The sequence below is a fragment of the Agrilactobacillus fermenti genome (assembly GCF_021030645.1).
Lineage (GTDB): Bacteria > Bacillota > Bacilli > Lactobacillales > Lactobacillaceae > Agrilactobacillus > Agrilactobacillus fermenti.
On record NZ_JACGCJ010000017.1, the window covers coordinates 39,775 to 58,245 of the forward strand.

At 40.2% G+C, this 18,471-nt stretch carries 18 protein-coding genes; 3 read left to right on the top strand and 15 right to left on the bottom strand.

Going from position 1 to position 18,471, the window contains the following annotated elements:
* From pyrF to FHQ08_RS07645, 13 genes are all read right to left on the bottom strand, one after another.
* Nucleotides 1–705, bottom strand: a complete 705-nt coding sequence (gene pyrF / locus FHQ08_RS07585) for an orotidine-5'-phosphate decarboxylase (protein ID WP_230913804.1) — start codon at nucleotides 703–705, stop codon at nucleotides 1–3.
* Entirely contained in the window at nucleotides 702–1,640 is a 939-nt protein-coding gene (locus FHQ08_RS07590) for a dihydroorotate dehydrogenase (protein ID WP_230913805.1), read from the bottom strand. The genes pyrF and FHQ08_RS07590 overlap by 4 nt, the downstream gene beginning before the upstream one ends.
* Nucleotides 1,640–2,425: a dihydroorotate dehydrogenase electron transfer subunit gene (locus FHQ08_RS07595; RefSeq protein WP_230913806.1), complete on the bottom strand. Its 786-nt coding sequence runs from the start codon at nucleotides 2,423–2,425 to the stop codon at nucleotides 1,640–1,642. The genes FHQ08_RS07590 and FHQ08_RS07595 overlap by 1 nt, the downstream gene beginning before the upstream one ends.
* Nucleotides 2,426–2,464: 39 nt before the next feature.
* Nucleotides 2,465–5,641 carry a carbamoyl-phosphate synthase large subunit gene (carB, locus tag FHQ08_RS07600; protein ID WP_230913807.1) on the bottom strand — a complete coding sequence of 1,059 codons (3,177 nt, stop codon included), beginning with the start codon at nucleotides 5,639–5,641 and terminating at the stop codon, nucleotides 2,465–2,467.
* 17 nt (nucleotides 5,642–5,658) lie between these two features.
* Nucleotides 5,659–6,741, bottom strand: coding sequence for a carbamoyl phosphate synthase small subunit (locus tag FHQ08_RS07605; RefSeq protein ID WP_230913808.1), 1,083 nt, complete (start codon nucleotides 6,739–6,741; stop codon nucleotides 5,659–5,661).
* Nucleotides 6,738–8,027 carry a dihydroorotase gene (locus tag FHQ08_RS07610; RefSeq protein ID WP_230913809.1) on the bottom strand — a complete coding sequence of 430 codons (1,290 nt, stop codon included), beginning with the start codon at nucleotides 8,025–8,027 and terminating at the stop codon, nucleotides 6,738–6,740. Before FHQ08_RS07610 ends, FHQ08_RS07605 begins: the two co-directional genes overlap by 4 nt.
* A complete protein-coding gene (locus FHQ08_RS07615; protein ID WP_407929192.1) occupies nucleotides 8,011–8,976 on the bottom strand; it encodes an aspartate carbamoyltransferase catalytic subunit in 966 nt (321 codons plus the stop codon). The genes FHQ08_RS07610 and FHQ08_RS07615 overlap by 17 nt, the downstream gene beginning before the upstream one ends.
* Entirely contained in the window at nucleotides 8,977–10,266 is a 1,290-nt protein-coding gene (locus tag FHQ08_RS07620) for a solute carrier family 23 protein (protein ID WP_230913810.1), read from the bottom strand.
* Nucleotides 10,267–10,293: 27 nt separating this feature from the next.
* A complete protein-coding gene (gene pyrR, locus FHQ08_RS07625) occupies nucleotides 10,294–10,842 on the bottom strand; it encodes a bifunctional pyr operon transcriptional regulator/uracil phosphoribosyltransferase PyrR (RefSeq protein ID WP_230913811.1) in 549 nt (182 codons plus the stop codon).
* A 237-nt stretch (nucleotides 10,843–11,079) separates the two neighbouring features.
* Nucleotides 11,080–11,991, bottom strand: coding sequence for an RluA family pseudouridine synthase (locus FHQ08_RS07630; protein ID WP_230913812.1), 912 nt, complete (start codon nucleotides 11,989–11,991; stop codon nucleotides 11,080–11,082).
* On the bottom strand, nucleotides 11,988–12,449 hold the full coding sequence (gene lspA, locus FHQ08_RS07635) for a signal peptidase II (RefSeq protein ID WP_230913813.1): 462 nt from the start codon (nucleotides 12,447–12,449) through the stop codon (nucleotides 11,988–11,990). The genes FHQ08_RS07630 and lspA overlap by 4 nt, the downstream gene beginning before the upstream one ends.
* A 19-nt stretch (nucleotides 12,450–12,468) precedes the next feature.
* Nucleotides 12,469–14,145, bottom strand: a complete 1,677-nt coding sequence (locus tag FHQ08_RS07640) for a formate--tetrahydrofolate ligase (protein ID WP_230913814.1) — start codon at nucleotides 14,143–14,145, stop codon at nucleotides 12,469–12,471.
* A 21-nt stretch (nucleotides 14,146–14,166) separates the two neighbouring features.
* Nucleotides 14,167–14,613 carry an EbsA family protein gene (locus FHQ08_RS07645; RefSeq protein ID WP_230913815.1) on the bottom strand — a complete coding sequence of 149 codons (447 nt, stop codon included), beginning with the start codon at nucleotides 14,611–14,613 and terminating at the stop codon, nucleotides 14,167–14,169.
* An 83-nt stretch (nucleotides 14,614–14,696) separates the two neighbouring features.
* On the opposite strand from FHQ08_RS07645, the gene FHQ08_RS07650 reads away from it, so the two are divergent.
* Nucleotides 14,697–15,083: a ribonuclease HI family protein gene (locus tag FHQ08_RS07650; protein ID WP_230913816.1), complete on the top strand. Its 387-nt coding sequence runs from the start codon at nucleotides 14,697–14,699 to the stop codon at nucleotides 15,081–15,083.
* Between the two features lie 126 nt (nucleotides 15,084–15,209).
* Here the strand turns inward: FHQ08_RS07650 and FHQ08_RS07655 are convergent, their stop codons facing one another.
* Nucleotides 15,210–15,812 (bottom strand): nitroreductase family protein, encoded by a 603-nt coding sequence (locus FHQ08_RS07655; RefSeq protein ID WP_230913817.1) that lies wholly within the window; start codon nucleotides 15,810–15,812, stop codon nucleotides 15,210–15,212.
* A 149-nt stretch (nucleotides 15,813–15,961) separates the two neighbouring features.
* Here FHQ08_RS07655 and FHQ08_RS07660 point away from each other — a divergent pair, with 149 nt between their 5' ends.
* Nucleotides 15,962–16,834, top strand: coding sequence for a DegV family protein (locus FHQ08_RS07660; RefSeq protein ID WP_230913818.1), 873 nt, complete (start codon nucleotides 15,962–15,964; stop codon nucleotides 16,832–16,834).
* 3 nt (nucleotides 16,835–16,837) lie between these two features.
* Here FHQ08_RS07660 and FHQ08_RS07665 read toward each other — a convergent pair whose 3' ends face one another.
* On the bottom strand, nucleotides 16,838–17,167 hold the full coding sequence (locus FHQ08_RS07665; RefSeq protein WP_230913819.1) for a hypothetical protein: 330 nt from the start codon (nucleotides 17,165–17,167) through the stop codon (nucleotides 16,838–16,840).
* A 142-nt stretch (nucleotides 17,168–17,309) separates the two neighbouring features.
* Here FHQ08_RS07665 and FHQ08_RS07670 point away from each other — a divergent pair, with 142 nt between their 5' ends.
* Complete coding sequence (locus tag FHQ08_RS07670; protein WP_230913820.1) at nucleotides 17,310–18,323, top strand: lipoate--protein ligase; 1,014 nt, start codon at nucleotides 17,310–17,312, stop codon at nucleotides 18,321–18,323.
* Nucleotides 18,324–18,471 lie beyond the last annotated feature (148 nt).

An 18,471-nucleotide genomic window follows, 5' to 3' on the forward strand; every position in this document is an offset into this window, starting at 1 on the left:
TTATCCCTGCCATCTCTTTTTAATTTCTTGATATGCTGCAACGTGATCAACGGCTTGAGTAATTGGCCGGCCAACCACAATAAAATCACTGCCATTTTGCCGGGCAGTTTCCGGTGTCACAACTCGAGTCTGATCTTTATCAGGACCAGCTTGCAGACGAATGCCTGGTGTAACACATAAAAACTTTGAATCGGTAGCTTGTTTGATATCATGAACTTCAAGCCCTGAAGCAACAACACCATTTGCGCCGTTATTTTGTGCCAATTTGGCATAATTCAAGACAGAGTCACGAATCGACCCAGGAATTTTTTGTTCTTCATTCAATTGTGTCTGAGCAGTGGATGTTAATTGAGTGATAGCTAATAATTGAATCTTTTGACCAGAAGCTGTCGTATCTAGCCCTGCTCTAGCAGCAGCAATCATATGTGAGCCACCAGCAGCATGGATCGTGGTTAACTTGATGTTACCCATTTCAGCAATAATATGCATTGCGCGCTGTACGGTGTTAGGAATATCATGCAATTTGAGATCTAAAAAGATATCATGACCCAAACTACTGATTTCAGAAATAATACTTGGTCCAGTTTGATAGAAAAGTTCCATCCCAATTTTTACGAATAAGTGTTCATCTTTAGGAAATTCGTGTAAAAATTGTAATGCCTTAGTTTTAGTTTCAAAGTCCAATGCAATAATTGGCAGACTCATACGCTTACCCCATTTCGTTGTGCAATCAAATCTTTTAATGAAGTGATGTGGTATTGGTCCATGACGTTTGGTAAGTCTGCAATGATTTTCGGACAAACAAAAGGATCTGTTAAATTGGCGGTACCGATCGCCACTGCATCAGCACCGGCAATCATCATTTCTAAAACGTCTTTTGCACAGTTTACACCACCCATACCAATAATTGGTAAATCGCAAACTGATTTAACTTGATTAATCAACCGTAAAGCAACCGGCAATACGGCAGGACCTGACAAACCCCCAGTGCGATTAGCTAAAATTGGCTGTTTGGTATTTAGGTCAAAACGCATACCTACCAAAGTATTGATCAGTGTAAATCCAGCTGGGTTAGCTTTAGCTACTGCTTGTGCGATTTCTCGGATATCCGTGACATTGGGTGAAAGTTTGACATACACCGGCACATTAGCAGCAGCCACACAAGCCTTAGTCAATGAATAAGCTGCCTCAGGATCCACGCCAAATTCCATACCGCCGTGAGCTACATTGGGGCACGAAATGTTTAATTCGATAGCTGCAATCTTCTCTGGCTGTCCGATTTGGCGACAAACAGCAACATAATCACTTTCTGATGAACCTGCGACGTTGGCAATGATTGGTAACTGATTAAATTTTGCTTTTAAATTAGGAATTTTTTCAGCAACGATCTCATCTACGCCAGGGTTTTGTAAGCCAATAGCATTCAGCATGCCACTAGGTGTTTCTGAAACTCTAGGTGTTTCGTTACCAAATCTTGGTCGCGATGTAGCTGCTTTGATCATGATGGCGCCGAGCTGATTTAAATCATAAAGATTGCCCAATTCTTCACCAAAACCACAACAACCACTTGCAGGCATAATCGGATTTTTAAGTGTCAATCCTGGTAAATCAACGTTTAAGCGCGCGTTTTCATTTGTCATTATAGCAACACCTCATCAATATGAAAGACAGGACCATCAACACAAACTTTTTTTTCTGAGGGGCCGTTGGGATCTGCTTTTGTATGCAAGACACAGGCATTACAGATACCAATACCACAAGCCATGCGTGCTTCTGCAGAGATGTAAGCGTTGGGGTGACCAGCGAAGTAATTACTAACGGCAATTTCTAAGCCTCTTGGGCCACAAGCATAAATTGCTTGATATTCATGGGCTTTGAATTTTTGATTCAGTAAGTCAATGATTGTTCCTTGGATTCCATAAGTGCCGTCATCTGTACTAACATAAGTTTCACCGAAGGCCGCAAATTCATGTTCATAAAAAACGCGTTCCCGAGTTGGAAACCCTAAGGCCATTTCCATTTGTACTTGTTTTTGTTGGAGTCGGCGACCTAATTCGTATAACGGTGGTAAGCCAGTACCACCACCAACAATTAGCACCCGATCTTTAGGTTGTAGAAAATCAATCGGGAACCCGTGACCTAAAGGACCCAATACCTTTAACTGATCATCAGGTTGTACTTTAGCCATGATTTCTGTCCCCTCACCAACAACACGGTAGATCAATTTGATCTGTGCTTTTGTTTCGTTGACTTCAGCAACGCCAAATGGCCGTCTTAAAATATACTGATCATCAGGAATTTTAACATTTACAAATTGTCCCGCTGTGATTCCTGCAGTTGCGATAGCACCATTGAGTGTCAGTTCAAAAATAGTTGGTGCTAGTTCAACCTGTTGCTCCACCGTAACCGTATAATCTTTGATCATGGTCGGCCTCCTTGAAAATAGTTACATTTTATCTAACAATTAAAGCGGATTTGTTACAAAACTCTTAGACTCTAATACTTTAACAATTGCAGCAGCGGTGTCTAATGAAGTAAAGAGTGGAATACCATGCATAATTGCCATTTCTCTAATTTCGATCCCATCATTTGCACTCTTGCTGTCTTGACCGATCGTATTGACAACAGCTTGAATTTCACCGTTTTCCAAATTCTGCAGTAAATTATTTTCGGACTCATGAATCTTTTCAACGCTTTTGACATCAAGCCCATTTTCTTCAAAGTAGCTTTCAGTACCTTTGGTTGCCCAAATTTGGTAACCTACTTGGCGGAAACGCTTTGCTAAATCTAGCGCTTCTTGTTTGTCGGCATCAGCAACGGTAAATAAAATATTACCGAATTCAGGTAAATGCATTTTTGCTGCCTCAAATGCCTTATAAAGTGCTTTTTCTAAAGTTTGATCGGAACCCATAACTTCACCAGTTGATTTCATTTCTGGGCCTAAGAGACTATCGACTTTAGCAAGTTTTGAAAATGAGAACACGGGCGCTTTGACATGAATTAATTTACTTGGTTTTGCAAGTCCATTTTCATACCCTAAATCTTTTAATTTCTTGCCTAGAACAACTTGAGTAGCAACTTGAGCCATGGAAATACCAGTAACTTTGCTTAAGAATGGCACTGTCCGACTAGCCCGTGGGTTAACCTCGATCACATAAGGCTTTTCATCATGGATGACAAATTGAACGTTCATCATGCCAATGCAATTCATACTTAAGGCTAGCTTTTGTGTGTAGGTAACAATTGTGTCAATGACAGTTTGTGACATATTTTGTGGTGGATAAACGGCCATTGAATCACCAGAATGGACTCCCGCCCGCTCGATATGTTCCATGATGCCAGGAATCAGAACAGTCTCACCATCACAGATTGCATCAACTTCACATTCCTTACCAACCAAATAACTATCAATCAATACAGGATGTTCATTGGATGCCTTGACCGCGTTCTGCATATAATTGCTAAGCTCTTTCTCGTTGTGAACGATTTCCATTGCTCGGCCACCTAAGACATAACTAGGGCGCACAAGTACAGGATAACCGATACGTGCCGCAACTTCCGGAGCTTTAGCCGCATCAGTAACAGTATCACCGATTGGATGTGCAATATTTTCAGCTTTGATGACCTGTTCAAATTGGTCCCGATCTTCAGCCCGGTCTAGATCTGCTAATTGAGTGCCTAAGATTTTAACACCGTGAGCGACTAATGGGGCAGCCAAGTTGATGGCAGTTTGACCCCCGAATTGCACAATAACGCCGATTGGGTTTTCCAAGTCAATTACATTCAAAACATCTTCAGCTGTCAATGGTTCAAAATACAATTTGTCAGAGATTGAAAAATCAGTTGAAACAGTTTCAGGATTGCTATTCATAATGATTGCTTCATAACCAGCCTTTTGAATCGCCTCAACCGAATGAACCGTCGCATAATCAAATTCTACCCCTTGACCGATACGAATTGGTCCGGAACCCAGGACTAGAACAGAAGGTTTATTAGTCACGTGGCTTTCATTTTCCATTTCATAAGTACTATAGAAATAAGGCGTCTGAGATTCAAACTCACCGGCACAAGTATCTACCATCTTATATACGGGAACGAGTTTATTTGCTTTGCGCAATTGCCGGACGTCATCAGCAGATTCCTGCCAAATGTGGGCAATTTCTTGATCCGCAAATCCGTTTTTCTTTGCAAGCTCCAAACTAGCCAGATCGTTTTTATTTTGGGCAAGTTCTTTTTCAATTTCAATGATATGTTGTAATTTATCAAGGAAGAAAATGTCAATTTTAGACAACTCAGCTAATTCTTCGACAGTGTAGCCTCGGCGTAAGGCTTCAGCTAAATAGAATAACCGATCATCTTGGGGATGAATAATTCGTTCAGAAAGGTCATCATCAGGGACCTCACTTAATTCAGGCATTTCCAAATGAATCGTCCCGATTTCTAATGAACGTACCGCTTTTAGTAAACTTTCTTCGATATTTCGACCAATTGCCATAACTTCCCCAGTCGCTTTCATCTGGGTGCCTAAGTTACGATCGCCCTTTTCGAACTTATCAAATGGCCAGCGTGGAATTTTTGCAACAACGTAATCTAAAGCAGGTTCAAATTCTGCATAAGTTGTTTCTGTCACTGGGTTTTTAATTTCATCTAATGTTAACCCGACAGCAATTTTAGCGGCCATTTTTGCGATTGGATAACCAGTTGCTTTGGAAGCTAGCGCTGAAGAACGGCTTACACGTGGATTGACTTCAATGATGTAATAGTTAAAACTATTAGGATCTAGAGCCAATTGAACGTTACACCCACCTTCGATTTTTAAGGCACGAATAATTTTTAGGGAAGCGTCCCGCAGCATTTGGACTTCCTTGTCTGAAAGTGTTTGTACTGGTGCAAAAACGACTGAATCACCAGTATGAATACCAACAGGATCGAAGTTCTCCATATTGCAGACAACCATGGCGTTATCATCTGCATCCCGCATGACTTCAAATTCAATCTCTTTATAGCCAGCAATACTGCGTTCAACGAGGACCTGTGTTACCGGTGATAAGGCCAAACCATTTTCAACGATTTCTTTAAGTTCAGCATCATTATTAGCAATGCCGCCGCCAGTGCCACCTAAAGTGAATGCCGGACGGATAATGACTGGATAACCAATTTGAGCTACAAACTCTTGGGCGTCTTTCAAAGAATAAGCAATTTGTGATTCAGGAATTGGTTCATCTAACTTTTGCATTAATTCTTTGAACTGTTCACGGTCTTCAGCTTGATCAATTGCCGAAAGCTTGGTACCTAATAATTCAATATTTAATTCATCTAAAATACCGGACTCAGATAGGGACATGGCCATATTTAGGCCAGTTTGACCACCTAAAGTTGGTAAGATCGCGTCTGGTAGTTCTTTACGTAAAATCTGTGATACAAATTCTAGCGTAATTGGTTCAAGATAAACTTTGTCGGCAATTTCTTTATCCGTCATAATGGTTGCTGGATTAGAGTTGATCAGAACAACTTCATAACCCTCTTCTTTTAATGCAAGGCAGGCTTGCGTCCCGGAATAATCAAATTCTGCCGCTTGGCCAATGACAATTGGGCCAGAACCGATCACTAAAATTTTCTTTAAGTCTTGACGTTTTGGCATTACTTAAAAGCCCCCTGTTAGTTTTGGCGTTGCTTTTGTTGAAAAGCATCGATCATTTCCATAAATTCATCGAATAAATGAACAGCATCATGTGGACCAGGCGCAGCGTCTGGGTGGTATTGAACGGTAAAAGCAGGATAAAAACGATGACGTAGGCCTTCCACTGTATGGTCATTAATTTCTTCATGAGTCACCATCAATTGATCCTTGTTGACTGAATCACGATCAACAGCGTAGCCATGATTTTGTGAGGTGAAGTCAATTCGACCAGTCGCAATTTCACGGACGGGATGATTGAAGCCACGGTGACCAAATTTCATTTTGAAAGTGCGGCAACCGTTTGCCAAAGCGAAAAGCTGATGGCCTAAACAAATACCAAAAATTGGAATTTTACCTTGAATGCCTTGAATCATTTTGATGGCTTCAGGGACCTCCGTTGGATCACCAGGACCATTCGTCAGCATGACACCGTCAGGATTTAAGGTTAAGATTTCTTCAGCAGTCGTATTGTAAGGCACGACAGTAACATTGCAGTTATGACGTGACAGCTCTCTTAAGATCGAGTGCTTCAAGCCAAAATCAACGACCACAATATTCCGACCTAAATCCGGACTTGGATAGGCTTGACTTGTAGAAACTTGTTGTACTTGATTTTTAGGTAAGACTAAAGCCTTTAACTGATCAAAAGCATGTTCATCCGCAGTATCCATAATACTTGCTTTCATGGTACCTTCTGAACGAATGCGTTTGGTCAATGCTCGGGTATCAATACCGGTGATACCGGGAATCCGTTTTGCTTTAAGAAATTCGTCTAGGGACATTTGATTGCGCCAATTACTAGCTCGACGGGCGACCTCATGAACAACGACCCCCTTACAAGTTGGGATAATAGATTCATAGTCATCACGATTGATGCCGTAGTTGCCAATTAATGGGTAAGTAAATGTCACAATTTGACCATTATAAGATTGATCTGTAATTGTTTCTTGATAACCACTCATACCGGTATTAAAGACAATCTCACCGGTAGTTGTAAATGGCGCACCGAAACCTTCACCGGCAAAGACACTACCATCTTCTAATATTAAATAGCGCTTCATGCTTGACCTCCTAATTGGGGAAATTGTACTTGTTGGCCATCTACAAAAGTTGCTTTTGGCCAGCCATAAACTACATCGTTAACAAATGGTGAATTTTTACCTTTTGAAACAAAGTCAGCTGTTTGAATTTGATGTTCTTGGTGTAAATCAAAGACGGCAATATCGGCAGCTTTATTTTCAGCTAAAACACCTGCATTTAGATTAAAGATAGCTGCGGCTTTAGCTGTCATGGCCGCTAAAAGCTGTTCTAAAGAAATTATTCTAGTTTTAACCAAGTTTGTATATAAGATGGCAAAAGCCGTTTCAGAGCCGGTAATTCCAAAAGGCGCTGTTAGCATAGAACCACTCTTTTCTTCAATACTATGCGGCGCATGATCGGTTGCAATGCAATCAATTGTCCCATCCATCAACCCAGCAATTAATGCTTGTCGATCGGCAAAGCTACGTAGCGGTGGATTCATTTTCATCATAGGATCGTCTTTCGTGATCATTGTGTCATCGAGGACTAAATGATGGGGACTAACTTCACAAGTTACGTGGATTCCGGCAGCTTTAGCAGCACGCACTTGGCGAATACTCTCAGCAGTTGAAATATGGCAAATATGATAATGAACACCAGTGGCTTGAGCAAGTTCAATATCGCGCGCAACCTGGGCGGATTCTGAAACAGATAGAATACCCGGTAAGTTCAACTTGTCAGCTATCGGACCGGCATTCATAACCCCGCCACGGACTAAAGAGTTATCTTCAACATGGGCAACAATAGCTTTTTGAACTGTTTTGGCCGCTTTCATAGCGTCATACATTGTACCAGCTTCTTGCACACCCTTACCATCATTGGTAAACGCAACAGCCCCAGCGTCAGCCATTGCTTGAGCATCCACAAGGTCTGTACTTGTTAGATTTTTGGTAATGGGGGCATATTGAAATACTTTAACGTGACCGTCAGTTTGATTTCGTTTGATTTGATTATGTAATAGTTCCGGTGTGTTTGGGACCGGATCGACATTTGGCATGGCACAAACAGTTGTAAAGCCACCATGAGCTGCAGCAAGACTGCCTGTAGCAATGGTTTCTTTATAAGTTAAGCCTGGATCACGGAAGTGTACATGAATATCAACTAAGCCTGGTGTTACTAATTGACCGTTTGCATCATATACCTTCGAATCAGCTGGAGCTACGATATGAGGTGCGATTTGTTTAACTTTGCCATCAGCAACCAAAATATCTAGTTTTGTTAGTTTGCCTTGGTAGTAGACTGTTCCATTTTTAATAATTAATGACATGTTTATCAGCTCCTGCAGATAAATTACTTGTTGGTTGAATCAGGTTTTTGGCTCGTAACAAAGTTTCTAAAATGGCCATTCTCGTAAAGACGCCGTTAGTCATTTGTTGAAAAATACGGGATTGTGGGCATTCAACTAATTCAGAGGCAATTTCAACACCTCGATTGACAGGTGCAGGATGCATAATAATTGCCTGTTTTTGCAGATGAGTGGCTCTTTCAAGTGTTAAACCATATTTTTTGTGATAGTCCGCTTGTGAAAAGCTTTGATTATCCGTTTGGTTTAAACGTTCATGTTGAACGCGGAGCAACATCAAGACATCGACTTGATCGACAATCTCGCCCATCGACAAATGGGGGCCGTATGCCGCAAATTCATCGCTATACCAAGCATCAGGGCCACCAAAAACAACCTCAGCACCTAAATCTTTGAGCAACATCATATTGGATTTTGCGACACGAGAATGTAGCAAATCACCAACAATAGCAACTTTCAAACCTGCAAAATGATGAAATTCTTCATAAATTGTCATCATATCTAACAAACATTGAGATGGATGTTGGCCGGCACCATCCCCCGCATTGGCGATACTAATCGGTAAATTTGCTTGTAACAACGGTTGATAGTACGCATCTTTTGGATGACGAATCACGGCAATATCAGCACCAATCGAACTGACTGTTTTAACGGTGTCATAAAGCGTTTCACCCTTTTGGATGGAGCTTGTTTGGGCTTCAAAGTTCAAAACTTGCATACCTAATTTACGTTCAGCCATTTCAAAACTTGTATGAGTCCGGGTTGAATTTTCAAAGAATAAGTTGATGGCATAAACAGGCCGTTTTAGCTGAATGCTAGCGCCATGCTTGAATGCCTCTGCTCGTTGAACTAATTCTAAAACTTGATCGTTAGATAAATCCGCCACCGTGACAAAATCATGTTTGCGTATCACTTACGCCACTTCCCTTTCACTTGCTGCTTGCTCTGGTAAAACGAGATTCAAAACAATACCTAGTACAGTTGCAATTGCTAAGCCAGAAAACTGAAATTCACCAAGTTGTAGATAAGCATTGCCGATACCAATTACTAAGATCGATGAACCAATCATTAAGTTACGCTTTTTGTTGAAATCAATGTGGTTATCAATTAATACACGTAACCCACTTGAAGCAATTACGCCAAAAAGTAGAAAGCTGATACCACCAATGACTGGTGATGGAATACTTTGAATCAAGGCACTCAGTTTACCTACAAAACTGAATAATACAGCAAACAGGCCAGCACCCATGAGTACATAAACACTATGAACCTTTGTAATTGCCAATACACCAATATTTTCACCATAAGAAGTGACTGGTGGGCCACCAACGAAACCGGCAATGATTGAAGCTGTCCCATCGCCAGCTAAGGTCCGGTTTAATCCTGGCTTTTTGAAAAAGTTTCGATGGGTTAAACCATTTAGAACCATGATATGGCCCATATGTTCGGTCATGGTCACAAAGGCAATCGGAACCATACTTAAAATCGCACCCCAGTATAAGTGTGGGTGGTAAGAAAGAAAAGGTACCTGGAAATTTGGCAGTTGTAGCCAAGCCGCTGCTATAACGGGTTTGAAATTTACGATACCAACTAAAACAGCCAACAAGTATCCAGCGATGATGCCTAGTAAGATCGCGATTTGACTTAAAAATCCTTTAAGGAACATATTTAGAAAAATTGCGATCAATACGGTAGCCATGGCAACGATAAAGAAACGAATATCATAGTGTGTACCATTCATTGTTGCATCTTTAGCCGCAGTTCCAGCTAAAGATAATCCAATGACCATTACGATTGGCCCAACCACAATTGGTGGTAATGCTTTGTCAATCCAGCTGTAACCGATCTTTGCAACGATCAAACTCACAATCAGATAAACAATACCAACGCCAACCGTTCCTTGAGCGATGCCAGGATAACCCGTCGTTTTCATGAGGGCCAACATAGGTACGATGAAAGAAAAACTGGAACCCATATAAGCGGGAATACGTCGATTGGTGATCAAGATATACATCAATGTGCCAACGCCGGAACTGAATAAAGCGATTCCCGGATTCAAACCTACTAAAATTGGAACCAATACAGTAGAACCAAACATGGCGAATAGATGCTGAATCGACAATCCCAACCAGTGACCAAAGGTTGGTCGATCTTGAATATCTAAAATAGCTTCTTTATTGCGAAATGGCTTTTGATCTGACAAGCCGGACACCCTTCCTTATATCAAATATTATGCTTTGGTTTGTAAATCGGAAATATCAATACCATCCCGACCGTCGATTTCTTCAACATTAACATGGATCTGTTCATCTAAGGCCGTTGGTATATTCTTGCCAACAAAATCTGGACGGATCGGTAGTTCGCGGTGACCGCGGTCAACTAGCACAGCTAATGAAATCTTTTTAGGCCGGCCAATATCCATTAAGGCATCTAAAGCGGCACGAATGGTACGCCCTGTGAACAACACGTCATCCACTAAAATAATGTTCTTATCATCAATCGAAAAGTCAATTTCAGTACTATTAACCTCAGGTTCTCTTTTTTTAGAAGCGTCGTGGATATCGTCACGATAGAGGGTAATATCTAAAGCACCTACTGGAACGCTGATGTCTTCAAGCTGTTGTAAACGACTTGCGATTCTTTTCGCAACATAGATACCACGAGTTTTAATGCCAACAAGGGCAATGTTTTCGACACCCTTATTTTGTTCAATAATTTCATAAGTGATTCGTGTCAGGGCTCTTTTCATTGTTGCGCTGTCAACTACTTCCTTGGTCATAATGATTCGCTCCTTTATAGATATGTATTAATGCATAAAAAAAGCGCCCGATCCAGAGTGGATAGAGCGCTATACAAGACAACACATAATGCCTAAACTACCAACTTAATTCAATGCAGTTAATCACTGCTTGAAAGTGGTTATGTTTTAACGTGTATACCTTCTTAGCCTCTCTGGACTAAATTTAAAGGTGCTTTTATTTGATTGATTAAACTATATCGAATAACACTGTAACTGTCAACCAATTGTTCTAAGTTTTTTGAGTGTTTGTTGAAAAATCTTAGGTGGCTCAATACTGAACTGCAATTCCTCATTGGTACGTGGATGTTTGAAGCCTAAGGTCTCGGCATGTAAAAATTGTCCATTTCCCGGAAGTGTCTTTTTAGGCCCATACACCGGATCTCCGGCCAAAGGATGACCGATATATTTCAGATGGACACGAATTTGATGTGTTCGCCCTGTTTCTAAGACGCATTTGATCAATGTATATTGGCTCTTAGGGAAACGCTCCAATATTGTAAAATGGGTGACGGCCGGCCGCCCATCGCGGACAATTGCTTGGCGTTTACGGTCTTTAGGGTCACGGCCAATTGGGGCATTGATCGTACCCGCTGGTTCTTGAATAATGCCGTGGACGATGGCTAAATATGCGCGTTCATTGGTTTTAGCTTTGAGTTGGGCCGTCAGCGATTGAACTGCCATTTCATTTTTGGCAATCATTAATAAGCCTGAAGTATCCTTGTCAATTCGATGTACAATACCAGGGCGAAGTTTGTCATTGATTCCTTTGAAATGAGTATGGTACAACAAAGCATTAACCAATGTATGATCAGGATGTCCTGGGGAAGGATGCACGACCATACCTTGAGGTTTGTTAACGACCATGACGTCTTGATCTTCAAAAATAATGTCCAAAGGTATCTTTTCAGGAATAGCCTCTAATGGGGTCGGTTCAGGAATGTCAATCTGAATATGATCGCCAATTTGGACTTGATAGTTTGCTTTAACAACTTGACCATTGACGGTTATGCGATCATTTTTTAACCAATGCTGTACTCGGGACCGAGAGTATTTCGTAAAATGGGCACTGATAGCTCGATCGATTCGTTGTTTTTCAACTTCAGATTGGTAGCTGATAACTTCACTCATGCTTTGACATCATCCTTATCAAAAAATAGTAAATAAATAAACAATAAAACAACACCAACCGTCACAAAGGTATCAGCCACATTAAAGATGGGAAAATTGATGAAATCTAGTCGAAACATGTCAACAACATAAGTTAGATGAAGTCGGTCAATAAAGTTACCGATGGCGCCGCCCAAAATAAAACTTAACCCGAGTTTTAACAAGATGTGATCATGTTGTTTTCGATACAATAGATAGATGATCACAACACTAGCAACTGTCGTAACAATATAAAAGAACCAGGTTTTTCCCTGCAAGATACTCCAAGCAGCCCCATAATTACGAACGTAGAAAAGTGAAAAAACATGTGGTAAAAGTACATGACCTGCCCCAAGCGTAAGATTTGTGAGCACCCAATGTTTGACAAGCTGGTCAATAATTACGATGATGGCCGCTAAGCCGAGCCAGAGAAAAAACATAATTCACCTTCACTATTATTTAAAATAAACCTGAAATAACACCATTCTCATCAACGTCCATATTTAATGCTGCCGGTTTTTTAGGTAATCCTGGCATTGTTAAGACAGAGCCTGTTAAAACGACTAAGAAACCTGACCCCGTTTTAGGGATGATTTCACGAACATGGATCGTAAAGTCTTCCGGCGCACCTAGCACATGTTGATCATCGGTAAATGAATACTGCGTCTTTGCCATACAAATTGCTAAATCTTGCCATTGATTTTTGTTGATTAATTTCAGGTTTTGTAATGCTTTGTTGGAAAATTCAACGTGTTTACCGCCATAAATTTTTTGAACGATTGCATTGATTTTATTTTCAACTGAGTCCTGGCGATCGTAAAGTGGTGTGAATTCAGCAGGCTGTTTTAAAGCTTCAGTAACAGCCTTTGCTAAATCAATGCCACCGGCACTGCCCTTGGCCCAAACTTCAGTATTAATGGCTTGGACACCTAACTCAGCACATAAATCTTGAAGTAATTTAATTTCAGCCGCCGTATCTGCAGAAAAGGCATTGATGGCTACAACGACCGGGACGTGATACTGTTGCATATTTTTAATATGCCGCCGTAAATTTGCAAAGCCTTTCTTCAAAGCGGTCAAATTTTCGTTAGTTAATTCAGCTACGGGAACGCCACCGTTATATTTTAAGGCACGTACAGTCGCAACAATAACGGTAGCATCTGGTGTATGGCCAATAGCTGGTGCGGCAATATCCATAAACTTCTCACCGCCAAGGTCTGCACCAAATCCAGCTTCGGTTACGGCAATGTCTCCCAGACCTAAGGCCATCTTAGTGGCTAAAATGCTATTGCAGCCATGTGCAATATTTGCAAATGGTCCCCCATGGATAAAAGCGGGTGTTTGTTCCAGTGTCTGTACCAAATTTGGTTTTAAAGCATCTTTTAACAACATTGTAATTGCACCTTGGACTTTTAAATCAGCCACAGTGACTGGTTGCCGGTCGTAAGTATAAGCAACGGTAATGTTAGCGATGCGCTGCTTCAAATCACTAATATCTTCAGCAAGGCATAAAATAGCCATCAATTCACTGGCCACGGTAATATCAAACCCATCTTGACGTGGCGTGCCTGAAGTTGGACCACCTAGACCAATCACAATTTGACGTAAGGCACGGTCATTAATATCCAAAGCACGTTTCCATTGGATCCGGCGCGGATCAATGTTTAGTTCATTACCTTGTTGAATATGATTGTCAATCAAAGCTGCTAAAGTATCATTCGCCGTCGTCAGCGCATGCATATCGCCAGTGAAGTGCAAATTAATATCTTCCATTGGAATCACTTGAGCTTGACCGCCACCAGTTGCACCACCTTTCATACCCATGACAGGACCTAAAGAAGGCTCACGCAAAGCAATGACTGTTTTTTGACCAATTTTGTTTAGGGCATCTGCTAGTCCAATTGAAATCGTCGATTTTCCCTCACCTGCTGGTGTTGGATTAATCGAGGTAACCAAAACGAGTTTCCCTTGGGACTTGCTCTTAACTTGTTTGATTGCATTATAAGTAAGTTTAGCCTTATATTGACCGTAGTTTTCTAAATCGTTAGCTTGTAGACCTATTTTTGCACCAATCTCATTAATTGGTTTCATTGTGGTTGCTTCAACCGTTTGTGCAATTTCAATATCGCGCTTCATGCAATGCCTCCTGAAAAAGAATTAGTTGTCAATTAACACTTTATCGACGTCCACTATTGTAACACGATTTTTATTCATTGTTTCTAAGAATTTGTTCATTTTTTTGTGGCTCATTAGGATGTCATAATGTAAATAGCTGGGTTTGATCATTTTAATCCGAACATTGTGGTTCAGGACTGTAATTTTTTTAATATTTTTAACAGTAACTAATTTCGTTCGTCCAAACGCACGATGATACTTTAAGGCAACTAACGATTTTTTGGTGTATAGCAGCTCGATCTTGAAGCCTAGCACACCATAAATTGTTAAACCGATAGCAATTAGCCAAAAAATCATACCTATCCAGCTGAAACCCGTCGTTTCAAATTGAATAATCAGACCTAAAAACAAAAAAATTAACATGATACACCAATAAATAATGGTGTTAGTCATTGCTGGCTGGACGCGAAATTTATGTTGTTGATCCATATAGAGGCCTCCAAGGTTATATTTCCATGAAATATATGTTAACATAACTTTTAAATCAATGTTGATTTGTTCGAGGTGTTCACATGCTAAAATTATATACCGACGCCGCTGTGCGTGGTAATCCAGGACCGGCAACGGGCGGTGCTTTAATTATTCAGGCACATAAGCAAATCCAACTCAAAACCTACCTGGGCACGATGAATAACCATGAAGCCGAATTTAGGGCTGCAATTTGGGCTTTCACTTATCTAACAGAAAATTTCTCTACCGATGAAGTTGTTGCGTTTTATGCCGATAGCAAACTACTGATCGATAGTTTGACGAAACATTATGCAAAGCACTTTGCATCTGTATTGAAACAGTTATTAGTACTGCAAAGCCAGTTTACCTTAGTTTTGAATGAATGGATCCCCGAACGTGCAAACGGTGGCGCCCATTCCCTTGCTTTAAGCGAGTTACAAAATTACTAACTGATTAAGTAAAGATAAAAGCCAGTCAACAATGGGCTTTTGTTAAAAAATAACGTGGGCCCTAAGACAATGTAAGAAACTGTCTCGGAACTCACGTTATTTTAAATATCAATTAGAAAAAACTAATTATTTTAAGACCTTGAAACGATCTTCGCGATCCATAAATTCTTTTTCGCCAGCTGGTTGTTCAATTGAACCAAAAGGCAATTGTGCGCGTAATTTCCAGTTATCTGGAATGTTGAAAGCGGCTTTAACTTCATCGTCAATCAAGGGGTTATAATGCTGTAAATTTGCACCAATGCCTTCGTTAGCAAAAGCAGTCCAAACGTTGAATTGTGCATTCCCTTGACCTTGTTCAGCCCAATCAGCAAAGTTATCAGCATACAAAGCAAAGTTGTTTTCAAATTCTTTAACAACATCAGTATCCGTGTAGAATAAGATTGTACCAAAGGCAGCCTTGAAGCCTTCAATTTTAGCTTGTGTGCTCTTAAATGCTTCTTCAGTAGGTACTTCAGGACGAAGACGTTCCAAAGTAAGATCCCAGAGTTTATCGTGGTTTTCGTTAAATAAGAAAACGGCACGCGTCGTTTGGTTATTGAATGCAGATGGTGACAATTCAATTGCACGCTCTGCTAATTCAACGATTTCATCAGGTGTTTGTGTTACCTTTTTACCCAAAGCATAAATTGTACGACGTTTTTCGACTAAATCCAAGTATTGAGAAGACATAAAGTTTTTAACCACCTTTAATTATTTATTGCATGCTTAAAAGTATACCAACTTACTTTACGTTAGTAAAGGACTTTTTCAAATTATTTGGAATCCAGTGTAATTACGTTATAATAAAACAAACTAAATGTATTTTGGAGTGAAACATTATGAAAACAGCTGTGTTAACGGATAGTACGGCTTACCTTACACAAGCACAACAGGATAAATATCAAATACAAGTCGTACCAATTCCAATTATTTGGGGTAATCACACGTATTATGATACGAAAGATATAACTTCAGACGAATTTTACTCACGCTTAGATAAAGATCAAGAGCTGCCGACAACTTCGACACCTGCTCTTGGGGAAGTTCAAGTATACTTTGACCGCTTAGCGGCAGCTGGGTATACAGATGTGATTTGTATTCTGTTATCAAGCGGCATAAGTTCTTTTGTACCCAATTTAGCGGCCTATGCTAAAGAAGTTTCTAATATTAAGGTCCATGTCTATGATTCTCATATCACTTGTGCCGGTTTAGCGGATATGGCCTTGTTAGCAGGAAAATTGGCCCAAGCTGGTAAAACGCCAGCAGATATCATTCAGGCGCTAGATCAGGAAAAAGCAACAATGGGTGTCTATTTTATGGTTGATGATTTGAGCCATTTAAAAAGAACCGGCCGTTTGAGCAATGCCTCCAGCTTTATCGGGGGGTTACTCAAAATCAAACCGATTCTTTCAATGGATATCCAGGATGAAGGTAAAATTTCTGCCATCGCCAAAGAACGACAAGCTAAGAAAGCTTATGAACATATTAAAACAGCTTTTAGTCAAGCCATAGCTCAAGTAGACTACCCTGTTCGAGTAACCGTGTTCGATGCGGCAGATGAAACAGTCAAGCAGCAATGGATAACTGACTTACAGCAAAGCTTTCCCAATATTGTTGTCGATGAAAGTATCATTGGTCCGGTAATTGGGGTGCATACAGGGCAAGGTGCCATGGCCATGATTTGGGCGCGAGATTGGCAGAGTTTTAATTAAAACCTATTTTTCCCATTTGACGAAGTCATCAAGATGTCTACCAAGATAATTGATGGCTTCTTTTGCTAACTCGTTAGCTTTGCGATCGGTCTTTGCTGGGTCTTCGCCATAATAGTCAACAATGAATCCCTTAGCAACATCAAGAAAATTTTCAGTACGGCCAAACCCATTATCTTGGAATAAGTCGTCTAGGTTTTCCAGACCCTTGCTAGCTGCATCATAAATAGTGTGGACAACGTTACGATCTTCAGGCAATTTTTGATTACCATACTTGATCAAAAATTCATTCATATCAATAATTGCTTCATGTTTAGCTTCTTTTTCCTTTTTCACTTACACTCACCTCATAAAAACTATATTACGCTTTCTAATATAGTTTTTATACGTTTATTTGGCAAATTCATCTCATCGGAATGATTCCCTTTTTTACAAATAAATTGTATACTTTGAATATATTGATGAAAGGGGTTTTATAATGCGTTACGTAATTATGAAGTCTAATGATATTCGGGAAAATTTGGCAACAGAAACTTATTTAATGAACAATAAAAATTTTGACGAACCTTTATTGTTATTTTATATAGAAGGTCCTTGTATTATTGTAGGTCGGAATCAAAATACATTTGAAGAAATCAATCAAAAATATGTTGAAGATCATCACATTACAGTCACACGCCGGCTTTCTGGTGGCGGTGCTGTCTATCAAGATCTAGGAAATCTTTGTTTCAGCTTTGTAGTCAAAGCTGACAGCGAAGAGTTTGGCGATTTCAAGTCATTTACCCAACCCATTGTTGACGCCTTACATGAAATGGGTGCGACTAGTGCAGAAGTCAGTGGCCGTAATGATATTTTGGTCGATAATAAGAAGTTTTCGGGTAATGCCATGTATACTAAAAACGGAAAGACTTTCAGTCACGGAACCCTTTCATATGATGTGGATCTTGATGTTCTAACGGAAGCGCTGAATGTGCCTGCTGATAAGATTGCTTCTAAGGGTATCAAGTCCATTCGTAGCCGTGTTACCAATCTTAAGCCCTATTTAAAACCAGAATATCAGAATCTAACAACGGCTCAGTTTAGGGATATTTTGTTATTGCATCTATTCAATGCTAAAAGTATTGACGAGATTAAGGCTCATGAATATATTGTGACACCAGAAGATGAGCAACAAATTAAGAAAATCTTTGATGATACTTATAATAACTGGGATTGGGTTTATGGCAAGTCACCAGACTTTACGTTACAAAAACGGAAGCATTTTGACTTTGGAACCATTGATGCTCGCTTATTAGTAGAAAGCGGCAAAATTCAGAATATCAAATTCTATGGCGATTTCTTCGGCCCTGAAGATGCGACACAATTGGCAGAGAAACTTAAAGGCACAATTTATGATCGGCAGCATTTGAGCGAAACCTTAGAAAATATAGATACCAATAAATACTTTAATGGCATTCCTAAGTCTGAAGTTATTGAGTTGTTAGCACAGTAGTCATAGTTAATGTGCTTAAGGAATCGAGTAGGAGACCCTAACGGGTCGGCCTCTCACACCACCGTACGTACGGTTCCGTATACGGCGGTTCAATAACTTAAGCGTTTCTGAATAGACTGGTACGTTGTGGACAGATTGATAAGTCCAC